The sequence below is a fragment of the Loktanella sp. D2R18 genome (assembly GCF_003318235.1).
Classification (GTDB): Bacteria; Pseudomonadota; Alphaproteobacteria; order Rhodobacterales; family Rhodobacteraceae; genus Yoonia.
Genome location: NZ_QOCG01000006.1, coordinates 311,167 through 329,731, shown reverse-complemented (window position 1 = coordinate 329,731; position 18,565 = coordinate 311,167). Strand labels below are relative to the sequence as shown.

The 18,565-nt window shown below is 55.2% G+C and carries 19 protein-coding genes; 7 read left to right on the top strand and 12 right to left on the bottom strand.

Going from position 1 to position 18,565, the window contains the following annotated elements; translation table 11 throughout:
• Positions 1–277: 277 nt before the first annotated feature.
• Both DS901_RS18655 and DS901_RS04385 read left to right on the top strand, forming a co-directional pair.
• Complete coding sequence (locus DS901_RS18655; protein ID WP_181820758.1) at positions 278–424, top strand: hypothetical protein; 147 nt, start codon at positions 278–280, stop codon at positions 422–424.
• Between the two features lie 311 nt (positions 425–735).
• Positions 736–1,251, top strand: coding sequence for a GNAT family N-acetyltransferase (locus tag DS901_RS04385; protein WP_113775698.1), 516 nt, complete (start codon positions 736–738; stop codon positions 1,249–1,251).
• Here the strand turns inward: DS901_RS04385 and nusB are convergent.
• From nusB to DS901_RS04360, 5 genes are all read right to left on the bottom strand, one after another.
• Positions 1,248–1,715, bottom strand: coding sequence for a transcription antitermination factor NusB (nusB, locus tag DS901_RS04380; RefSeq protein WP_113775697.1), 468 nt, complete (start codon positions 1,713–1,715; stop codon positions 1,248–1,250). The two genes, DS901_RS04385 and nusB, sit on opposite strands and share 4 nt — an antisense overlap.
• On the bottom strand, positions 1,712–2,251 hold the full coding sequence (locus DS901_RS04375) for a 6,7-dimethyl-8-ribityllumazine synthase (RefSeq protein WP_113775696.1): 540 nt from the start codon (positions 2,249–2,251) through the stop codon (positions 1,712–1,714). The genes nusB and DS901_RS04375 overlap by 4 nt, the downstream gene beginning before the upstream one ends.
• Positions 2,251–3,381 carry a 3,4-dihydroxy-2-butanone-4-phosphate synthase gene (ribB, locus tag DS901_RS04370; RefSeq protein ID WP_113775695.1) on the bottom strand — a complete coding sequence of 377 codons (1,131 nt, stop codon included), beginning with the start codon at positions 3,379–3,381 and terminating at the stop codon, positions 2,251–2,253. Before ribB ends, DS901_RS04375 begins: the two co-directional genes overlap by 1 nt.
• Before the next feature lie 116 nt (positions 3,382–3,497).
• Entirely contained in the window at positions 3,498–4,067 is a 570-nt protein-coding gene (locus DS901_RS04365) for a hypothetical protein (protein WP_258546646.1), read from the bottom strand.
• Positions 4,064–4,660: a riboflavin synthase gene (locus tag DS901_RS04360; RefSeq protein WP_113775811.1), complete on the bottom strand. Its 597-nt coding sequence runs from the start codon at positions 4,658–4,660 to the stop codon at positions 4,064–4,066. The genes DS901_RS04365 and DS901_RS04360 overlap by 4 nt, the downstream gene beginning before the upstream one ends.
• A 130-nt stretch (positions 4,661–4,790) precedes the next feature.
• Here DS901_RS04360 and DS901_RS04355 point away from each other — a divergent pair, with 130 nt between their 5' ends.
• Together DS901_RS04355 and DS901_RS04350 are read left to right on the top strand one after the other, a co-directional pair.
• Positions 4,791–6,062: a capsule biosynthesis protein gene (locus DS901_RS04355; protein ID WP_113775694.1), complete on the top strand. Its 1,272-nt coding sequence runs from the start codon at positions 4,791–4,793 to the stop codon at positions 6,060–6,062.
• A gap of 4 nt (positions 6,063–6,066) precedes the next feature.
• Entirely contained in the window at positions 6,067–8,067 is a 2,001-nt protein-coding gene (locus tag DS901_RS04350; protein WP_113775693.1) for a capsular polysaccharide biosynthesis protein, read from the top strand.
• Here the strand turns inward: DS901_RS04350 and ribD are convergent.
• The 3 genes from ribD to DS901_RS04335 form a co-directional block, all read right to left on the bottom strand.
• Positions 8,064–9,152 carry a bifunctional diaminohydroxyphosphoribosylaminopyrimidine deaminase/5-amino-6-(5-phosphoribosylamino)uracil reductase RibD gene (gene ribD / locus DS901_RS04345; RefSeq protein ID WP_113775692.1) on the bottom strand — a complete coding sequence of 363 codons (1,089 nt, stop codon included), beginning with the start codon at positions 9,150–9,152 and terminating at the stop codon, positions 8,064–8,066. The genes DS901_RS04350 and ribD overlap by 4 nt on opposite strands.
• Positions 9,149–9,616 carry a transcriptional regulator NrdR gene (gene nrdR / locus DS901_RS04340; RefSeq protein WP_113775691.1) on the bottom strand — a complete coding sequence of 156 codons (468 nt, stop codon included), beginning with the start codon at positions 9,614–9,616 and terminating at the stop codon, positions 9,149–9,151. Before nrdR ends, ribD begins: the two co-directional genes overlap by 4 nt.
• A 137-nt stretch (positions 9,617–9,753) precedes the next feature.
• Positions 9,754–10,161: a secondary thiamine-phosphate synthase enzyme YjbQ gene (locus DS901_RS04335; protein WP_113775810.1), complete on the bottom strand. Its 408-nt coding sequence runs from the start codon at positions 10,159–10,161 to the stop codon at positions 9,754–9,756.
• Between DS901_RS04335 and DS901_RS04330 the strand changes: the two genes are divergently transcribed.
• The 3 genes from DS901_RS04330 (at position 10,144) to DS901_RS04320 (ending at position 13,394) form a co-directional block, all read left to right on the top strand.
• A complete protein-coding gene (locus DS901_RS04330) occupies positions 10,144–11,856 on the top strand; it encodes a tetratricopeptide repeat-containing sulfotransferase family protein (protein ID WP_181820757.1) in 1,713 nt (570 codons plus the stop codon). The genes DS901_RS04335 and DS901_RS04330 overlap by 18 nt on opposite strands.
• Before the next feature lie 67 nt (positions 11,857–11,923).
• Entirely contained in the window at positions 11,924–12,613 is a 690-nt protein-coding gene (locus tag DS901_RS04325; RefSeq protein ID WP_113775689.1) for a nitroreductase family protein, read from the top strand.
• Positions 12,614–12,767: 154 nt separating this feature from the next.
• Positions 12,768–13,394 (top strand): hypothetical protein, encoded by a 627-nt coding sequence (locus DS901_RS04320; protein WP_113775688.1) that lies wholly within the window; start codon positions 12,768–12,770, stop codon positions 13,392–13,394.
• Positions 13,395–13,414: 20 nt separating this feature from the next.
• On the opposite strand, the gene DS901_RS04315 is transcribed toward DS901_RS04320, so the two are convergent.
• From DS901_RS04315 to dnaG, 4 genes are all read right to left on the bottom strand, one after another.
• The gene (locus DS901_RS04315) at positions 13,415–13,687 is read right to left on the bottom strand and encodes an HlyU family transcriptional regulator (RefSeq protein ID WP_113775687.1); all 273 of its coding nucleotides are present in this window, start codon (positions 13,685–13,687) and stop codon (positions 13,415–13,417) included.
• Between the two features lie 215 nt (positions 13,688–13,902).
• Entirely contained in the window at positions 13,903–14,169 is a 267-nt protein-coding gene (locus tag DS901_RS18530; protein ID WP_147249849.1) for a hypothetical protein, read from the bottom strand.
• Positions 14,170–14,220: 51 nt separating this feature from the next.
• Positions 14,221–16,194, bottom strand: a complete 1,974-nt coding sequence (gene rpoD / locus DS901_RS04310; protein WP_113775686.1) for an RNA polymerase sigma factor RpoD — start codon at positions 16,192–16,194, stop codon at positions 14,221–14,223.
• A 124-nt stretch (positions 16,195–16,318) separates the two neighbouring features.
• Positions 16,319–18,289, bottom strand: coding sequence for a DNA primase (gene dnaG / locus DS901_RS04305; RefSeq protein ID WP_113775809.1), 1,971 nt, complete (start codon positions 18,287–18,289; stop codon positions 16,319–16,321).
• Positions 18,290–18,565: the final 276 nt, after the last annotated feature.

Here is an 18,565-nt window from a genome sequence, read left to right as displayed (position 1 = left end):
AATCCGCAGGCTTCATCACAAAGAATCGGACGAGATTAAGGTCAACAATTCCCATAAAAACACGGCATTTACTGCGTTTTCCGCATCAAACCAAGTTTTATCGTTACAACACAACAACTAAGCAAAGTTTCGCCACCCAAATAGCCGAAAGCTCCGGATACTTCATGACTGAAATAAGGCACGTGACCTTGGGTAATCTTCAAATTCACCCCTCTTACGTCACGATTTCGACCAGTTCTTGGGGAAATATATAACCACAGATTAATAGGAGCCTTTCATGTCATTGTTTAGCGGAATCACTGTTTACGAAGTATCAATGGCGTTGATCATGGTCGGCTTGGCGGAACGCGTACTTCTGGCCTATGCACCGATTGAGATGGTTGGCCCGAACGGTTGGCTGATCAAAGGCGATGTCAAAGAATAATCTGCCTCCCCTACTTGCCCTACCCCATAATCCCCCCTACCTGTAAACACGGCGGGTTTCTGCGCTCCTCGTTATACCGGGTACAAATCCAGCGGCCTTAAGCAAATCCTCGGGGGCTGGCTCTGTTCTGATCTTGGTTAGTTTACCTGGCGCCCACCTGTACATACAGGTCCTCAGGATTAGTTACCCCAACGGCTGCCGCGGTTCCCGCCACCTTCCCTGACTCATGATGCAAAGCCTTCCCAAAGCCCGACATTGCGCCTAGGTTCCAGGCTGCGGCCAATGCCAATATCATCAGAGAAGTTGCACCTATGTCCAATGCACAAATTTTAACAACCGAGCGGCTTAGGCTGGAACCTTTTGCTCCTGCCCATGCGGACGCATTGTTTGCGATGAATTCCGATCCTGATGTAATGCGATTTCTGGGCGGTGTACAAACACGTGAACAAACCGAAGAAGGTATCGCCAAAGTACAGGCCCGCTGGGCAACGCTTGGATATGGGTGGTGGGCGGTATTCTTAAAAGACACCGACACGATTATTGGCGCCGCATGCCTGCAAAACCTCGCGCACAAGGATGATGCGCCGCTTGAAATCGGTTGGCGCTTGATGACGCAGTATCATGGCAAGGGCTATGCAACCGAAGCCGGGCAAGCCGCGATGGATTTTGGTTTTAACCAGATTGGCGTACCCTACATATGTGCCGTTGCGATCCCGGAAAACGCGGCTTCACAACGTGTGATGAAGCGATTGGGGATGCGCTATGTCAACATCCAAGTACATTACGATGAAATTTGCGCCTATTACGAGATCGCAAAACCCGACTAGAACTTCTCGGGCTGTGCCTCGCGGGCCATATGGTCCAGCACTGCGTTCACGAATTTCGGCTCTTTGCCGTCATGTGAAAACGCCTCTGATACGGCGACAAATTCGCTGATCACGACTTTGGGCGGGGTGTCGCCCTTTTTCAACTCTGCCCCGGCGGCGCGAAACAGCGCGCGCCATGTCGGATCAATGCGGGCAATCGGCCATTTGGCCACCAGCGCACGGTCTGTCATTTGGTCAATCGCGGCTTGTTCATTCACGGCCCCGTCCATCAGGCTACGAAACGTTTCCAGATCGCCTTCGATCATTTCAACGTCATCATAGGTCGCACCAAAGCGGTGATCTTCGAATTCGCGCATGACCTGATCGACAGTCTGCCCAGAGGCCTCCATCTGGAATAGCGCCTGCACAGCATAAAGCCGAGCAGCGGATTTCATTTTGCGACGTTGGTTGTTCGAAATGGTCATGCGTTTGTTTTGCCGTCTGTTTGACCCGCGAGCAATATTTCTTGGGTAAAGCCCACCGGTTTTTCGGATTGGCCCCACTTACGGGCGAGCGCGACAAGGTGCAAGGCCGCAGCGGCCGCGCCGCCACCTTTATTCATCTGCGCAGGATCGGCGCGTACTTCGGCTTGCGTGCGGTTTTCCACGGTCAGGATACCATTGCCAATGCAAACACCTTGCAGGCCGAGCAATTGAATCGCACGCGAACTGTCGTTGCAAACAGTATCATAATGCGTCGTTTCCCCCCGGATCACACAGCCCAGCGCGACGTAACCATCAAAGTTGGACATGCGCTCGGCGATCCCGATGGCGGTTGGGATTTCCAGTGCGCCGGGAACTTCGACGATATCCCATGTTGCACCGGCTTTTTCGATTTCAGCCTTCGCACCTGCAATCTGATTATCCGAGATGTCTTTATAATAGGGCGAAGCGACGATCAGGATTTTGACGGGTTTCTCAAACGCTGGCAAAGGCATGATGTAGTGGGACGGTCCGGCCATTATCCGATCTCCGAGATTTTGCGTGTGCCCGTGATTTCGAGCCCGTAGGCATCAAGCCCTACGACTTTTGGCATCGGCGAATTGGTAAGCAACTCAATTTTATGCAACCCAAGCGAGCTTAGGATTTGCGCGCCAAGCCCATATTGGCGTAGCGTTTTTGGCGAGGCCTCGGCATCAGGGTCGACCTGCATATGCAAATCACGCAGCAACACGAGCGCCCCGCGCCCCTCATCCGCGATGGCTTGCATTGCGTCGCCAAATTCATTGCGTCGCCCCTTGGGCCCGGTGCCAATCACATCCAACATTGGATCTAACGCATGCATCCGTACCAGCACGGGATCATCGGTGGTAATGTCCCCTTTGACCAACGCAATATGTTCCGCCCCTTGGGTTTCATCAGTGTAAATCCGCATTTCCCAATCGCCGCCAAATTCGGATTGAATCTGGCTGGTCTCGCGGACGCGCACCAAATTGTCATGACGGCGACGGTAAGCGATCAGATCGCTGATCGTCCCGATCTTTAGCCCGTGCAGTTGCGCAAATGCGATCAGATCAGGCAGGCGCGCCATTTCGCCGTCATCTTTCATGATCTCACAAATCACGCCGGATGGGTTGAGCCCGGCAAGGCGCGAAATATCAACGGCGGCTTCGGTATGGCCGGCCCGAACCAAAACGCCACCGTCGCGCGCGCGCAGCGGAAACACGTGACCGGGGGTGGCAATATCGGCAGCACCTTTGTTGGCATCGATGGCCGTAGCCACGGTCCGCGCGCGATCATGTGCCGAAATCCCGGTACTGACGCCTTCGCGGGCTTCGATACTGACGGTAAAGGCCGTTTCATGGCGCGATGAATTATACGACGCCATCAAAGGCAGGCCCAGCGCATCAATCCGCGCGCCCGGCAAGGTCAGACAAATCAACCCGCGCCCATGTGTGGCCATAAAGTTGATCGCGTCGGGCGTTGCCATTTGCGCTGGGATCACCAAATCACCTTCGTTTTCGCGATCTTCATGATCCACCAGAACGAACATACGCCCATTGCGTGCATCTTCGATGATGTCTTCAATCTTGCTAATCGCATCGGCCCAATCCTGTTCGACTGGACCGGGCGTTTCGAAATTTTGGCTCATGCGGATCCCCGAAAAATAAGTCCTCTCGCAGATAGACCAGCTGCCGTCCTTTGAAAAGGGTGGTGGATCGAGATCCACCCTACGACGTTGCGATCATCCCCCCCGTAGGGTGGATTTCAATCCACCGCCTGCGCGAAATAAACATCCGCGGGCAAATACGCGGCCATTTTCGCGGTTTCGACCCATTCGCGTTCAAATGCCGTATCGCCAACTAAGATGACGCGACCGGAAGGGGTACGCGTATCGCGCGCAATCGCGCCGAACTGATCCCGCACAGCAGACCAGCTATCGGCAAACCTTGGCGCACGGTAGGCGTCATCGATCTGGGGGAGTGCCGCCAAATGGGGCACGGGTACCGGTGCATGCGCCAAACCGATGCGCTTCACACCGGTCAAAGCATCCAACTTATCCGCCCGTTCAACCGACATCACCTGCCCCGCACGCAAAACCCGCAACGCATTGTTTGAAAACATGAAGCCAATCACATCGTCGCCCGAACTTGCGCGAATACCAGCATATGCCTTGTATGGCAGACCAAGCTGCGCGGCACGCCGCACGCGCATGCGAATAACCTCGACCGGCAGGGTCGGCATCAGTTGCTTGCGCGCCTTGGTCCAGACATGTTTGCGCCAGCTATGGCCAGGCGCGACCACCCGCCCGGAATTATGTCCGATCCCCGCGATCACGCGAATTCCTGCAACCGCGCCACGTAGCGCGCCATTGTGTCGATTTCGATGTTGATCATGTCACCCACCACGACGTCGCCCCAGGTCGTTGCGGTCTTTGTATGCGGGATAAAGTTGACCCCGAACTCTGCACCGGACACTTCGTTAACAGTCAACGACGTCCCGTTCAGTGCAACCGATCCTTTGGGCGCAATAAATTTGGCTAGCCCTTCGGGCGCACGGAATGTCACCCGGGTGCTATCACCTTCATCATGCATCGAAATCACCTGCGCGACCCCGTCCACATGGCCGGACACAATGTGCCCGCCAAGCTCATCCCCGACCTTTAGCGCGCGTTCAAGGTTCAGCCGCTTTCCCACCGCCCAGTTGCCAACATTGGTTGCGCTCACGGTCTCGGCTGAGATTTCGACATCAAACCAGTTGCGCGGTGCAGCGCCCAGCGCAATCACCGTCAGGCACACGCCGTTGCAAGCGATAGAGGCCCCGATGTCAATCCCGTCAACATCATACCCGGTCGCAATCCGCGCGCGCAGATCGCCGCGTTGCTCAAGCGTGATCACCTCGCCGATATCTGTAACAATACCTGTAAACATGCGCGTGTCCTTCTTTTCTAGCCCTTTTGACCTAGCCCGTGTCGCCCGCCCGCGCAAGCAACTGCGCATCATCATATGTTTACGGTTAAGCGCTTACCTCGGCGCATCCGAGCAGCTATAGAAGTAGGTGATGAATACGCAACGCAACTTTTTGTTTCTTCAGGGGCCGCACGGGCCGTTCTTTGCACAGCTCGCAGCCATGTTGCGCGCGGCCGGTGCAAATGTGCACCGTGTTGGATTTAACGCAGGCGACCGTGTGTTTTGGGGGCGTATGCCCAACTATATCCCCTACCGGGGGGCGCCTGCAGACTGGCCGGATCGACTGCAAGAGATTTTGCATAGCCGCGCAATCACCGATATCGTCATCTATGGCGACACCCGCCCGATCCATGCGCAGGCCGTTGCCGCAGCTAAGACCGCAGGTATCCGTGTCCATGTCTTTGAAGAAGGATACCTGCGCCCCTATTGGGTCACCTATGAACGCGGCGGGTCAAACGGGCATTCCGAATTGATGGGATTGCAAGTAGCGGACATGCGCCAAAGGCTTGCCGCGGGCACGACCGATATCCCAACCCCGCCATCCCATTGGGGGGATATGCGCCAACATATTTTCTACGGGGCACTTTACCACTGGTTTGTGATGTTCTGGAACCGTGGCTATCCGCAGTTCAAACCCCACCGCGCGCTTCCCATACACCGCGAGGCAATATTATATTCAAAACGCCTTGGCCTAATGCCGTTCCTCGCGCTCAGCCGGATTTATGCCACCCATAAGATCAAGAAGGCGGGCTACCCCTATCACATTGCGCTGTTGCAGCTTGAACATGACGCGAGCTTTCGCGCGCATTCATCTTTTGAAGATATGCAGGCATTTTTGACGCTTGTGATTGACGGGTTTGCGCAGGGGGCCAAGGCGCATCACCATCTTGTTTTTAAGGCCCATCCGTTAGAAAATGGGCAATCCCCTTTACGCAAAATGATCCGTGATCTTGCGGGCGCCAAAGGGATCGCGGACCGGGTGCATTATGTGCGCGGCGGTAAGCTTGCGGGGCTCTTGGCCCAAGCGCGCAGCGCCGTCACCGTGAACTCCACAGCGGGACAACAGGCACTGTGGCGCGGCATACCGCTGCGCGCCTTTGGCACGGCGGTCTATTCGAAGCCTGAATTTGTCTCGGACCAACCCCTGCCAGCATTCTTCGCAAATCCAACGCGACCCGACGCAGATGCGTATCGCCACTATCGCCAGTTCCTACTGCAAACCTCGCAGATCCCAGGCGGTTTCTATGCGACCAAGGGCCGCCGCCAGCTGAAACGTCAGCTCGTTGATAAAATGCTCAGCGACACAGGCCCCTATGCAAGCACGCAGTCTCCGTCGCATGCTACATTCAAAGTTGTAAGCTAAGCTGATGTCCGCGCCCGATCGCAAAAACCTCTTTGTCTACAATGGCGGACTTTTGACCAAGGGACGCGTGCGCCGCATTGTCGAATTGGCTGGATATAATATCCGGCTTGGCGTGCCAGGCGCAGGCGATTTAGTCGGCGTTTGGGGGCACAGCCCCACCGCGCCGCGCGGCGAGGCAGTCGCTGATCACAAAGAGGCGGATATCGTCAGGATCGAGGATTCGTTTTTGCGCTCGGTCGGGTTGGGCCGTGATGGCGACGCGCCGATTGGTCTAAATATCGACAGGCGCGGCGTGCATTTTGATCCAAGCATCCCATCCGACCTCGAAACGATCCTCTCTGAGGATCCGCTTGATAACACCGCACTTTTGAACCGCGCCCGCGCCGGAATTGAAACGCTCAAATCTGGGCATTTATCTAAATACAACGCCTTCGACCCCGCGCTGCCCGTGCCTGATCCGGGCTATGTTCTCGTTGTCGATCAAACCCGCAAGGATGCATCAATCAAGGCCAGTGGCGCAGATAGTAACACGTTCCGCGAGATGCTGTTTTTCGCGTTAACCGAACATCCGGGCGCGCGGGTCATCATCAAAACCCACCCTGAAACCGCCGCCGGACACCGGGATGGGTATTTTTCTGAAAAAGACTGTGACAGCCGCATTCAGCTATGCGATGCGCCGCTATCACCTTGGGCGCTGCTTGAAGGGGCGATTGCAGTCTATACGGTGACTTCGCAACTTGGGTTTGAGGCAATATTGGCCGGGCATAAACCTGTGGTCTTTGGCCAACCGTTCTATATGGGATGGGGGCTGTCTGATGACCGCAAACCGTTGCAACGTAGGCAACGGAAACTAACGCGCGCGCAGCTATTTTCAGGCGCGATGCTGATCTATCCCAAATGGTATGACCCGTTTCATGACCGGCTGTGCAGCTTTGAAGAAGCCACCGCAACCTTAGCCGTGTCAGCGCGGGCGTGGCGCGACGATCACAAAGGCTGGGTCGCCGCCGACATGCGCATGTGGAAACGCGCGCCACTGCAAAAACTGTTTGGCGCGCAAAAGCGCGTAATCTTCGCCAAAGGCAAATCTGCTGCGAAACGCGCGGACGTGTCTGGCCGTAAATTGATGCGCTGGGCCAACACAGGTGCCATCGATGCCACATTGGTCGAAGACGGTTTTTTGCGATCCCGGGGGTTGGGCGCAGATTTGATCGCCCCGCTCAGCCTCGTGCTCGATGAAATCGGCATATATTATGACGCGACCCGACCTAGCGGGCTTGAAAATTTGATCAATAGCGCGGCAAATTTACGCGAAGATGAGCGCGCAAGGGCGGCGGCTTTGATCTCGCGTATCCTTGATGCGGGTCTGTCGAAATATAATCTGTCAAAACAAGCCCCGATCGACATGCCAAAAGGGCGCCGCATTCTTGTGCCCGGACAGGTCGAAGATGATGCCTCTATCCAGTTGGGCTGCACAGATGTCACCACCAATCAAGGCCTGCTACAAGCCGCACGCGCCGCAAACCCTGCGGCGATCATCGCCTATAAACCTCACCCAGATGTCGAGGCAGGGCTGCGCCCAGGCGCGGTGCCCAGCGCGCTGCAATGGGCCGATATCATTCTTGCTGACGCCGATCCGATAGCCGCGCTTGATCGCGTCGATGAGATTTGGACCCTGACCTCACTTTTGGGGTTTGAGGCCCTGTTACGCGGCAAAAAAGTCACCTGTTTGGGGATGCCATTTTATGCGGGTTGGGGGCTGACCGATGATCGGGCCCTGCCAATCCCACGCCGCCACGCGCGGGTTGATATTGTTGCGCTGACCCATGCCGCGCTGATCGCCTATCCGCGCTATTTTGATCCGATCACCGGGCTGCCCTGCCCGGTCGAAGTCGTTGTCGACAGGCTTGAAAACAACGATTTACCCGCGCACGGCAAGATGAACCGTAGCCTTGCAAAACTGCAAGGCATCTTCGCAAGTCGCGCGCATCTTTGGCGCGGGCGCTAATCCCGTCGCCAGCTATGCATAATATCCCCTCCCAAGGGCTGCACCTGCTCTAAGGCAAAGCGCGGGGCATGATCCAAACGATCAACACCCATCGCGGCCAGCGACGGTGTGCCTTCTGCACCCATGGCCATCCCTGCGGTAAACACGACCAAGCGATCGACCAGCCCCGCAGACAAAAGCGACGCGGCCAACATACCGCCCCCCTCGCAAAAAACGCGGGTTATGCCCTTTTCTGCAAGGGCTATCATCGCCGCAGCGGGGTCGACCTGCCCGGCTGAAACGCTGCACGGAAGGCTGACCGCCCCCTGCTGCACCCATGCAGAGGCATCGCTGGTTTTCCCATGGCATATCCACACCGGGGTTTCCTGTGCGGATTGCGCCAAATGGCAATCTGCGCTGATCTTCATGCCGCGCGACACCACCACCCTAACGGGTTGGCGGTCAATGCCCAAACCGCGCACGGTCAAGGTCGGATCATCCGCGCGTACCGTGCCTGCACCAACCATCACCGCATCATGACGCGCACGCATCATATGTACGGCGCGGCGGGCCTCAGGCCCTGTTATCCATTGGCTTTCACCCGTCGCGGTCGCGATGCGTCCATCCAGCGTCCCCGCAAGCTTGAGCGTCACAAAAGGACGGTTTTCAACGATACGCAGTAAGAAACCCGCGTGATCGGCCCGTGCTTGGTCTTCCAAAATACCCGTGGTCACCATGATACCGGCGGCTTGCAACATTTCAACGCCACGACCAGCAACACGCGGATCGGGATCCCCCAAAGCAATCACCACGCGGCCAACACCCGCTGCGATCAGCGCCGCTGCACAGGGTGGTGTTTTGCCATGATGCGCACAGGGTTCCAACGTGACATAGGCCGTCGCACCGCGCGCAGCATTCCCTGCCTGCGTCAAGGCGACCGGCTCCGCATGCGGGCGTCCACCATCGGCGGTGCGTCCTCGCCCCACAATCACCCCATCGCGGACAATCACACAGCCGACCGCAGGGTTCGGCCACACGCGGCCCATTCCACGCCGCCCCAAATTCAGGGCCAGCGCCATAAATCTTTCGTCAGATTTTAGGGTCACTCTGTTTCAGGGTCGCTAGGGCGCAGTTCACTGACGAATTTATCAAAATCATCCGCCGCTTGGAAGTTTTTATAAACGCTCGCAAAACGCACATAGGCCACGGTATCGATCCGCGCGAGGCTTTCCATCACGATTTCACCGATGGTGCCTGACGGGATATCGGTTTCGCCCATGCTTTCCAACCGGCGCACGATCCCGCTGATCATCTGATCCATACGATCAGGTTCAACGGGGCGTTTTTGAAGCGCAATGCGGATAGAGCGTTCGAGCTTGGGACGGTCAAAATCTTCGCGACGACCATTGGTTTTGATCACCACCAGATCACGCAGCTGCACACGTTCATAGGTCGTAAAACGTCCGCCGCAGGCTGGGCACAAACGCCGCCGCCGGATTGCAGAATGATCTTCGGCAGGTCGTGAATCTTTGACTTGAGTGTCAACATTTCCGCAAAAAGGGCAACGCATATCCGGTCCTCATCAGCTAGCGATGGGGGCATCCCCCCAAGTTATCCACAGGCACTATAGGAACCCCCACAAGATTTGGGTAGAGGGCAATTCATGCCCCTACATACAGCAGATGAACCGTTGCGAAATAGACTCGGTCAGGATGACAAATGCGCGACGACCCGGCGGTGATGCGCGGCATTGCGATGTTCAAATAGATAAATGCCCTGCCAAGTCCCCAAGGCCAACCTGCCTTCGGTGACCGGAATGCTTAGCTGCACAGGTAACAATGCCGCTTTAATATGTGCGGGCATATCGTCTGGCCCTTCATATTTATGGGTCAAATAAGCCATCGTTGGATCCGTGGTCGGCGGCACCAAGCGGTGGAAAAAATTCTGCATATCGACACGCACCTCTGGATCCGCGTTTTCTTGGATCAAAAGACTGGCTGACGTGTGCTGCACAAAAAGCGTCAGCAAGCCAGACCCACGCACCCAAGCCGCCACCTGATCGGTAAATTCGTAAAGCCCTGGGCCATTGGTCGATACTTGGAAAACTGTTTGCATACAGCCATACTGCGCAAACAAAACAGCAGGTACAAGACCCGTCACACGGCGCACAAACCTTGTGACTTGTGCGAAAACGTGGTTTTCAGCCCCCACAACAACGCAGTGAGATCCCAGATGGCCAAAGCTTCAAAATCCCCACTCATTCCGCAAGCCAAAGAGGCTGAAGCAGCAGGTCAGCTTCTTCTTGCCGAACGTATTTTGCACACGGCCGCCAAAATCACGCCCAAAGACCCAACCGCTTACGCGGTACTAATCCGCCTTTATACACGCAAGATGAAAAAGACGGATATGGCCATTGCACTGTTGCCTAAGCTTCTTAAACTCGCGCCCAAATCGGCCTTAGCACATGAGCTAGCTGCAGAATGTTTTTGTAAAAAGAGAATGTATGTAAGCGCCAAAGAACATGCAGATAAGGCCGTAAAATTGGGACCGAAATCTCCTGATGGCCTATATGTTGCGGCGACTGTCTATTTCGACCTCGAAGAATATGATAGGGCGACAAAATGCATGGAAGCATGCCTCGCCATAAGGCCGAAGCATCTGCCCTCCCGTCTTCTCTATGCCAAATCGCTTCGCGGTGCTGGTGACCTACAGAAGGCAGAATCCATCTGTCGCAGCATATTCGAAGAATACCCTGACAGCCTACCAAACTACTCTATCTGGCACCAAGCCTGCAAGATAACCGCCGATGATCCAATTTATCTACATATCCGTGACACTGTTTACCCAACTCTGGTCGAAAAAAAACTTCCTGGGCGCGTAGTACTGCTGCGCATACTCGGTAAGGCTGAAAACGACCTTGGGAATTTTGAAACCTCGTTTCAACATTACGCCGAAGCCAAAGCTCTGGCTGGGAATACGCACGACCGTACTGCGAACAAGCTGTTCGTAAATGCCGTAGTATCGGGCGTATCGCGGGCAGATTTTTTTGGGTCGGCAGGCTCCGAAAGCCAAAGCCCCGTTTTGGTCGTGGGCATGCCACGTACAGGCAGCACCTTACTCGAACAAATTTTATCTAACCATCCGCAGATTGGCGGTATCGGAGAAAGTAAATACCTGCGTGAGGCCGCTAGCAAAGCGGGCGTAGATTTCCAAGACGGCTCCTCTTTGGCTGACACAATCCGCAAGATCACGCCGGATCAAGCGCAAGAGCTTGCTGCAGAGTACCTGCAAAAATCGACTAATGCGCAACCTGGAATGCTGCGTATCGTTGATAAGAACCTGCACAACTTCGAAATCTTGGGCCTCTATGCAAAACTGTTCCCAAAGGCGCGTATTATCAACGCCCTGCGTGACCCGATGGACAATTGCGTCTCGTGCTACCTTGCTCCTCTCAGTAACTTCCACAGCTACACCCAAGACCTAACGTCGCTTGGTCAATATTATTCCGAGTTCCGGCGCCTTATGGACCACTGGAAAAAGGTGCTGCCAAACCCGATCATGGAGGTGCACTACGAAGACGTCGTGGCCGACACCGAAGGCAAAGCGCGCGAAGTCATCGACTTCCTGGGCCTTGACTGGGATCCAGCCTGCCTTTCGTTCCAGGAGAATGTAAACCAAGCACGCACGATCTCGACGTGGCAAGTGCGCCAACCGATCTACAAAAGCTCGGTCAAACGTTGGGCGCGTTATGAGCAGCACCTTGATCCCCTGAAAGCCGAACTCAAGCACTTCTACCCGGACGGTTTTTAAGTTTTGCCAATGCCTTGGCAGCGGTGCCGCTATCGGGTTAACTCTCCCCAACTTCAGGGAGCCAGCAATGTTTGCAAAAGATAAAATGTCCTATGACGCCATGCCGTTACCCGATCATTTGGAGCTAACGGATGCCGAGGCACAAAAGGCGGCCAGCGATTTTCGGGCCTTTATGGCCAAGCGCCACTCTGTGCGCGATTTCACCGATCAACCCGTGCCACGCGCCATCATTGAAGATTGCTTGATGACTGCGGGCAGCGCGCCGTCGGGGGCCAATCATCAGCCGTGGTTTTTTGCGGCAGTATCTGACCCAGCACTCAAAGCGCGTATTCGCGAAGAAGCCGAAGTTGAAGAGCGCAAATTCTATGACGGCGGTGGTAGCGATGAATGGATCAAAGCGCTCGAACCCATTGGCACCGACGCCGACAAACCGCATCTGACGACAGCGCCTTGGCTAATCGTGATCTTTGCGCAGCGTTGGGGTGAATTTGACGATGGCACGCGGTATAAAAACTACTACGTCCCTGAAAGCGTCGGCATCGCGACCGGTTTTTTGATCGCGGCACTGCATAACGCCGGACTGTCGTGCCTGACGCATACGCCCAACCCGATGAAATTCCTGAATGCTGCACTTGATCGGCCGGACTCTGAAAAACCAGTGATGATCCTGACCGTTGGACACGCTTCGAAGGAAGCGACGGTGCCCGCAGTGGCGAAATACAAAAAACCGCTCAAAAAAATCGCACAGTTCTACTAATCCTTAAATCTAGGCAACTCTTGGCCGCCGCGACTGTCGTTTCAGCGGCGGCCTGCCTATCAAGCGATTCGATTGTCAGACATATTGCCACACCCCACCTCCAAACATATGAAACTTATAAGGAAAAAAGATTATCAAACACCAGTGAGTCCAAATGCAGCAAGAAATAATTGACGTCATCCGGGTCGTTCACTTGGCATGTTTCGCTGTTGGCATGGGCTCGGGGGTCTACTTTGATTTCCGGACGCTCAGCCGGCTCAATAGCCCTTTTGATGAATTTGACATCCTCGAATTCGAGCGTGTTCATAAAGTTGTCTTTGCAGCCTTACTCGGGCTTTGGATCACAGGCGTTATGTTGGTCTATATCCGCACTGGTTTCGATCTTGATAACTTCTCGCCAAAACTGATCCTCAAACTGGCTGTCGTCACTGTTTTGACACTGAACGCTTTCTACATTGGCCTATCGGTCCTGCCCCGTGTTGCGGCCGCGGTGGGGCACCGCGCCTGCGAGCTTCCACTGCGTTACATGATGCCAATGACGCTAGCTGCGGCGCTATCGATGTTTTGTTGGCTTGGCGGTTTGATTTTGGGCGCAAGTGTGGTTCTGAAAACTGCGGATTGGACGGTGCTGGTTACCTTCTTTTCTTGGCAGTTTGTCATCGTTGTTATCGGCGCCGTTGCAGGATTTGTGGCACTGCGCGCGGCGCTACAGCTCTACAACATCTTGCTGACACATCGGATGAACCGCAACACAGACTCCGCGATTTTTCAGAACCGCTAACCCCCACGCGACGGTACAGCCTAACGGAAAATACTGTCGCCCTGCTGGTCGATGACCACACGGGCCTTGGCTGCGGATTCCTTGCACGCGACGTCCTCGCTTTCGAGCAGATCCGCGCGGATGAGGTGATGCAGCTTCACCTCGCCGTCGATTTCCTTTTCGATCCTTGCCGCCAGACGAAATTTCCCGCCCTCACGGATCGGCTCTGGGGTGATGGTATAGCCGTTGTAGTCTTCCGAAGGGATCACGGCAGGCGCGGCATTGCCGCCGAAAAGGCGTTTGAAAAGGGACATGAGGAGGCTCCGACTATAGGTTTTCCCAACCCTACCGTTTACGCCAAGAAATCAAAAGAGGGCAGCGCCTGATCCTGGTGCGAAGGCCGTCTTCCAAAAGGTCCAGTGGACCTTTTGAGGCCGTAGCGCGCGAAAGCGCAGGAAGCACGCAGTGCGCCCTCCCGTGGGGAAGGTCGGGCGCTGACCGATGCGGGGCATCGGACAAGTTATTCGGCTTATTCTGCCATAAGGCTAGAAACGACGGGTAGGAGTTGCAAAACCGTGCCGACACAGATCATCCCCAATCCCCACATAGCACAAACCGAAGCCTTTCGAATTGCTCTCGCAAGAGGCGATGATTTCCAATCATCTTCATCATCTGAAGCGATCCTTGCTACGGCCACATGTCCCGCTGCGTCTTTCGAGGAATACACCCCATAAAAAGTTACAGAAGCACCTAACATAGTTAAGATCAAACCACCTGCAGTTAACATTTCATACATTTAACCACCTCCAAAACAAAAACGCCCCCGTTTCCGGAGGCGCCATTTTGATTACTGATCCAAGAAGCTCCGCAGCTTCCTACTCCGGCTTGGGTGCTTCAGCTTCCGCAGCGCTTTGGCTTCGATCTGGCGGATACGTTCGCGGGTCACGCTGAACTGTTGACCGACTTCTTCGAGCGTGTGGTCGGTGTTCATGCCGATCCCGAAACGCATGCGCAGCACGCGTTCTTCGCGTGGGGTCAGTGATGCCAGCACCCGCGTCGTGGTTTCCTTCAGGTTTTCCTGAATAGCGGAATCCAGCGGCAGAATCGCGTTTTTGTCTTCGATGAAGTCGCCAAGCTGGCTGTCTTCCTCGTCGCCAATTGGCGTCTCCAAAGAAATTGGCTCTTTCGCGATTTTCATCACCTTGCGGACTTTTTCCAAAGGCATTTGCAGTTTCTCTGCCAATTCCTCTGGTGTGGGTTCGCGGCCAATTTCGTGCAGCATCTGGCGGCCTGTGCGGACCAATTTGTTGATCGTTTCGATCATGTGGACCGGAATACGGATCGTGCGCGCCTGATCCGCGATAGAGCGCGTGATCGCCTGACGAATCCACCATGTCGCATAGGTCGAGAATTTATACCCACGGCGATATTCAAACTTATCAACCGCTTTCATCAGACCGATGTTCCCCTCTTGGATCAGATCCAAGAACTGCAAACCACGGTTGGTGTATTTTTTGGCGATTGAAATCACGAGCCGAAGGTTGGCTTCGACCATTTCTTTCTTGGCCTGACGCGCCTCTTTTTCACCCTTTTGCACTTGCTGTACGATGCGGCGGAATTCGGTGATGTCGACGCCGACATATTGGCCGACTTGGGCCATGTCGCCGCGCAGTTCTTCGATTTTATCTGTCGATTTCTCGATCATCATCTGCCAGCCGCGGCCAGCTTTTTCGCCCATTTCTTCAAGCCAGTTCGGGTCAAGCTCGCGACCACGGTAGGCGTCGATGAATTCGCGGCGGTTGATCCGGGCTTGGTCAGCCAGTTTTACCATCGCGCTGTCGATCGACATGATGCGGCGGTTGATGCCGTAAAGCTGGTCAATCAGGGCTTCGATACGGTTGTTATGCAGGTGAAGCGAATTCACCATCAGCACGATTTCGGACCGCAGCTTTTGGTATTTCGCTTCTTGCTTTTCATTGAACGAAGAATCTTCGTTCAACGTCGCAGACATCCGCGCGTCTTGCATTTCTGACAGTTCACCAAAGTCGTGTGCGATGACTTCAAGCGTTTCAAGAACACGCGGTTTCAGCGCAGCTTCCATTGCAGCCAGCGACATGTTTGCCTGATCTTCGTCGTCGTCATCGTCGTCTTTGGCAATCGGGTTGCCGTCGGCGTCTAGTTCTTGCGGCTTGTCAGTTTTTTCTGGCGCGCCAGCGACCGGGGCGACAACAGGTTCTTCCTCATCGCCGATCTGATCACCAAATGTGGTCTCAAGGTCGATCACATCGCGCAGCAAAATATCTTCGGACAAAAGTTCATCGCGCCAGATCGTAATCGCTTGGAATGTCAGCGGGCTTTCACACAGCCCAAGGATCATCGTGTTGCGCCCGGCCTCGATCCGTTTGGCAATCGCGATCTCGCCTTCGCGCGAAAGCAATTCAACCGATCCCATTTCACGCAGATACATGCGGACAGGGTCGTCAGTGCGGTCCAGTTTTTCAGCTTCGGCACCGCCAAGCGCCACTTCACGCGAACCTGCGACGGTGGCTACTTCGGTGCCGGCTTGGTTTTCTTCGGTCTCTTCGGATTCTTCTTCTTCGGTGACCTGAATGCCCATTTCGGACAGCATCGACATCACGTCTTCGATTTGATCGGATGAAACCTGTTCAGGTGGCAGCACCGCGTTCAGTTGATCGTAGGTAATATAGCCCCGCTCACGCGCATCGGCGATCATTTTCTTGACCGCAGCTTGGCTCATATCAAGACTGATATCGCCATCTTGGTCCGCATTTTTACGATCGTCGTTGTCTTTCGCAGCCATCAAAAGGACCTTTCAAAGTCGTCGTTTCCGCGCCAAAGTGATTCGGCTGATTCGGTTAGCGTCGAATCAAACCTGCATTGCACTGATTCGCAAGCAGATCGCGCCTTGTTTTCAAAGTATGTTGCTATTCGGGTTTCTGCCCATCGTCATCGCCACCCATGCCGATCTGCGCAAGCAGTTGATCAAGCGCGCTCAGCTCGTCTTTTTTCAATCTCGCACCGTTCTTATGCACAGAATATTCTGCCTTATCATCGCCATCGCCACGCCCTGCCCGATCAATCGCAGCAGATGCCTGCGCCAAGCGCCAAGTCAGCCCCTCATCCGCGATGCCAGACAGGTCTTCGACCGCGTCTTCGATTTCGCGCACCTGCCCCAAACGGGCATTCAACTTGGCGAACTCTTCGGCCAAACACATGCGGGCAATTTCATCATCACCTGCGCGCCGAATGGCAGGGCTAATAGCGACATGGCGCTGCGTCATCAGATTTTCAAGAACCATAGGCCCAAAAGCTTCATAAATAACGTCACGCAGGTCTTGGGCGCCCATATTTCGCAGCAGGCAGGCCTGAATATCGCTGTGGGTTTGGTCGCTGCACTGTAACCGTTCAAGCGCGGCCTCGAATTCAAGCGCGACCGCCGGGTTCGCAACGATTGTGGCCAAAATCACAACTTCGCGCAGATAGTCTTCTCGTGCGGCCCCTGTCCCCAACGCTGAGTTCTTACTGCTGACGGCCGGGCTAATATCGCGCTGCCACGCGGCCTGTTTACCGGGAGTCCATTTGCGTTGCGGGCTCTGCGCCCGGCTCGAGCGTCGATTGCTAAAGAGATCCCAGCGCAGCTCTTTGATCGCTTCGCCGTAATGCGCGCGGATAGATGGGTCCGCGATCAGTTTTATCTTTTCACGCAAAGCCTTATCAAGCGCGGCTTTACGTTCGGGGCTATCATAAACGCGCCCTTCGGTTTCACGTTGCCACAGCAATTTTACCATCGGAATCGCACCATCGAGCAACTTTTGCATCGCGCCAGCACCCTGCGATTTGATCAGATCATCGGGATCCAAACCTTCGGGCAGCAACGCAAAGCGCAAGGATTTGCCAGCTTCGAGCAAGGGCAACGCGATGTCGATCACCCGCATGGCTGCGCGCAGCCCGGCCTTGTCGCCATCCAACGCGATGATCGGCTCATCCGCGATCCGCCACAAAAGGCGCAGCTGATTGTCCGTGATCGCGGTGCCCAACGGGGCGACCGTGGCTGTGAACCCCGCCTCTGCCAAGGCGATCACATCCATGTAGCCTTCGGCGACGATCAGCGGCTTGCCCTTGCCCGCAGCTTCGCGGGCAGGACCGTGATTATAGAGACTGCGCCCTTTGTCGAACAAATCTGTTTCGGGCGAATTGTAGTATTTCGCCGGGTGGTTCGGGTCCATAGCCCGACCGCCAAAGCCAATCGCGCGCCCGCGTGCATCACGGATTGGGAACATAATCCGATCACGGAACCGGTTGTAAAGCCCGTTCCCCCGATCACTTTGCGCAGCTAAGCCTGCGTCTATAATTAGTTTCTCGTCAACACCTTTGCCCTTTAGGTGTTCCAGCACACCACCCTGCGCCGGGGCAAAGCCAATATCCCAGCGCCCCTGCGCCTCTGGGTTTAGGCCTCGCCGTTCAAGGTAATCGCGGGCCTCTCCGGCAGCCCCCGTTTGCAATTGCATCCGGTGAAACTGCACCGCCTGTTCCATCACCTCGACAAGCTGCGTGCGCCGGTCCGATTTTTGCTGGGCTTGCGGGTCGCTCGCAGGGATCTGCATCCCCGCCTCGCCCGCAAGAATGCGCACGGCTTCCATGAAATCGACATTCTCGGTTTCGCGCACGAACGTGATCGCGTCGCCCTTTGCGTGGCAGCCGAAGCAATAGTAAAACCCTTTGCGATCATCGACATGAAAACTAGCAGATTTTTCTTGGTGGAACGGGCATGGCGCCCACATGTCACCTTTGCCCTGGTTCGATTTGCGCGTATCCCACATGACTTTGCGCCCCACCACCTGCGTCAATGACAGTCGGGTCCGCAATTCATCAAGAAAGCCGGGCGGTAAACTCATGGCGCCATTATCGCGCAGATTCGCGCCGAACGCCATTGGCGTTGTGCACGCCCAATTAACCCTGCGCCGAATCGGTAATGGCACCTAAGATTCGGTGAATTAACCATTCCCCGGGCACGAGGTGGCGACAACTTGCCGATTTCGCAGACCATAATATAGGTAATTTTGGAAACAATTCTGCATATTGCCATATATTGAACAAATTCATCTGCGAACAATGAGCGCAACTGCCGACCGACGCCATAATTTCGCCATGTACTCTTTTGAGCTTCATTA

Bases quoted from the DNA above. Each gene is read 5' to 3' on its own strand.
- DS901_RS04360 (WP_113775811.1), bottom strand. From the start codon at position 4,660: ATGTTTACAGGTATTGTTACAGATATCGGCGAGGTGATCACGCTTGAG.
- DS901_RS04385 (WP_113775698.1), top strand. From the start codon at position 736: ATGTCCAATGCACAAATTTTAACAACCGAGCGGCTTAGGCTGGAACCT.
- DS901_RS04375 (WP_113775696.1), bottom strand. From the start codon at position 2,251: ATGGCCGGACCGTCCCACTACATCATGCCTTTGCCAGCGTTTGAGAAA.
- ribB (WP_113775695.1), bottom strand. From the start codon at position 3,381: ATGAGCCAAAATTTCGAAACGCCCGGTCCAGTCGAACAGGATTGGGCC.
- DS901_RS04320 (WP_113775688.1), top strand. From the start codon at position 12,768: ATGCAGCAAGAAATAATTGACGTCATCCGGGTCGTTCACTTGGCATGT.
- DS901_RS04325 (WP_113775689.1), top strand. From the start codon at position 11,924: ATGTTTGCAAAAGATAAAATGTCCTATGACGCCATGCCGTTACCCGAT.
- rpoD (WP_113775686.1), bottom strand. From the start codon at position 16,194: ATGGCTGCGAAAGACAACGACGATCGTAAAAATGCGGACCAAGATGGC.
- DS901_RS04355 (WP_113775694.1), top strand. From the start codon at position 4,791: ATGAATACGCAACGCAACTTTTTGTTTCTTCAGGGGCCGCACGGGCCG.
- DS901_RS04315 (WP_113775687.1), bottom strand. From the start codon at position 13,687: ATGTCCCTTTTCAAACGCCTTTTCGGCGGCAATGCCGCGCCTGCCGTG.
- dnaG (WP_113775809.1), bottom strand. From the start codon at position 18,289: ATGAGTTTACCGCCCGGCTTTCTTGATGAATTGCGGACCCGACTGTCA.
- DS901_RS18655 (WP_181820758.1), top strand. From the start codon at position 278: ATGTCATTGTTTAGCGGAATCACTGTTTACGAAGTATCAATGGCGTTG.
- nusB (WP_113775697.1), bottom strand. From the start codon at position 1,715: ATGACCATTTCGAACAACCAACGTCGCAAAATGAAATCCGCTGCTCGG.
- nrdR (WP_113775691.1), bottom strand. From the start codon at position 9,616: ATGCGTTGCCCTTTTTGCGGAAATGTTGACACTCAAGTCAAAGATTCA.
- DS901_RS18530 (WP_147249849.1), bottom strand. From the start codon at position 14,169: ATGTATGAAATGTTAACTGCAGGTGGTTTGATCTTAACTATGTTAGGT.
- DS901_RS04350 (WP_113775693.1), top strand. From the start codon at position 6,067: ATGTCCGCGCCCGATCGCAAAAACCTCTTTGTCTACAATGGCGGACTT.
- DS901_RS04335 (WP_113775810.1), bottom strand. From the start codon at position 10,161: ATGCAAACAGTTTTCCAAGTATCGACCAATGGCCCAGGGCTTTACGAA.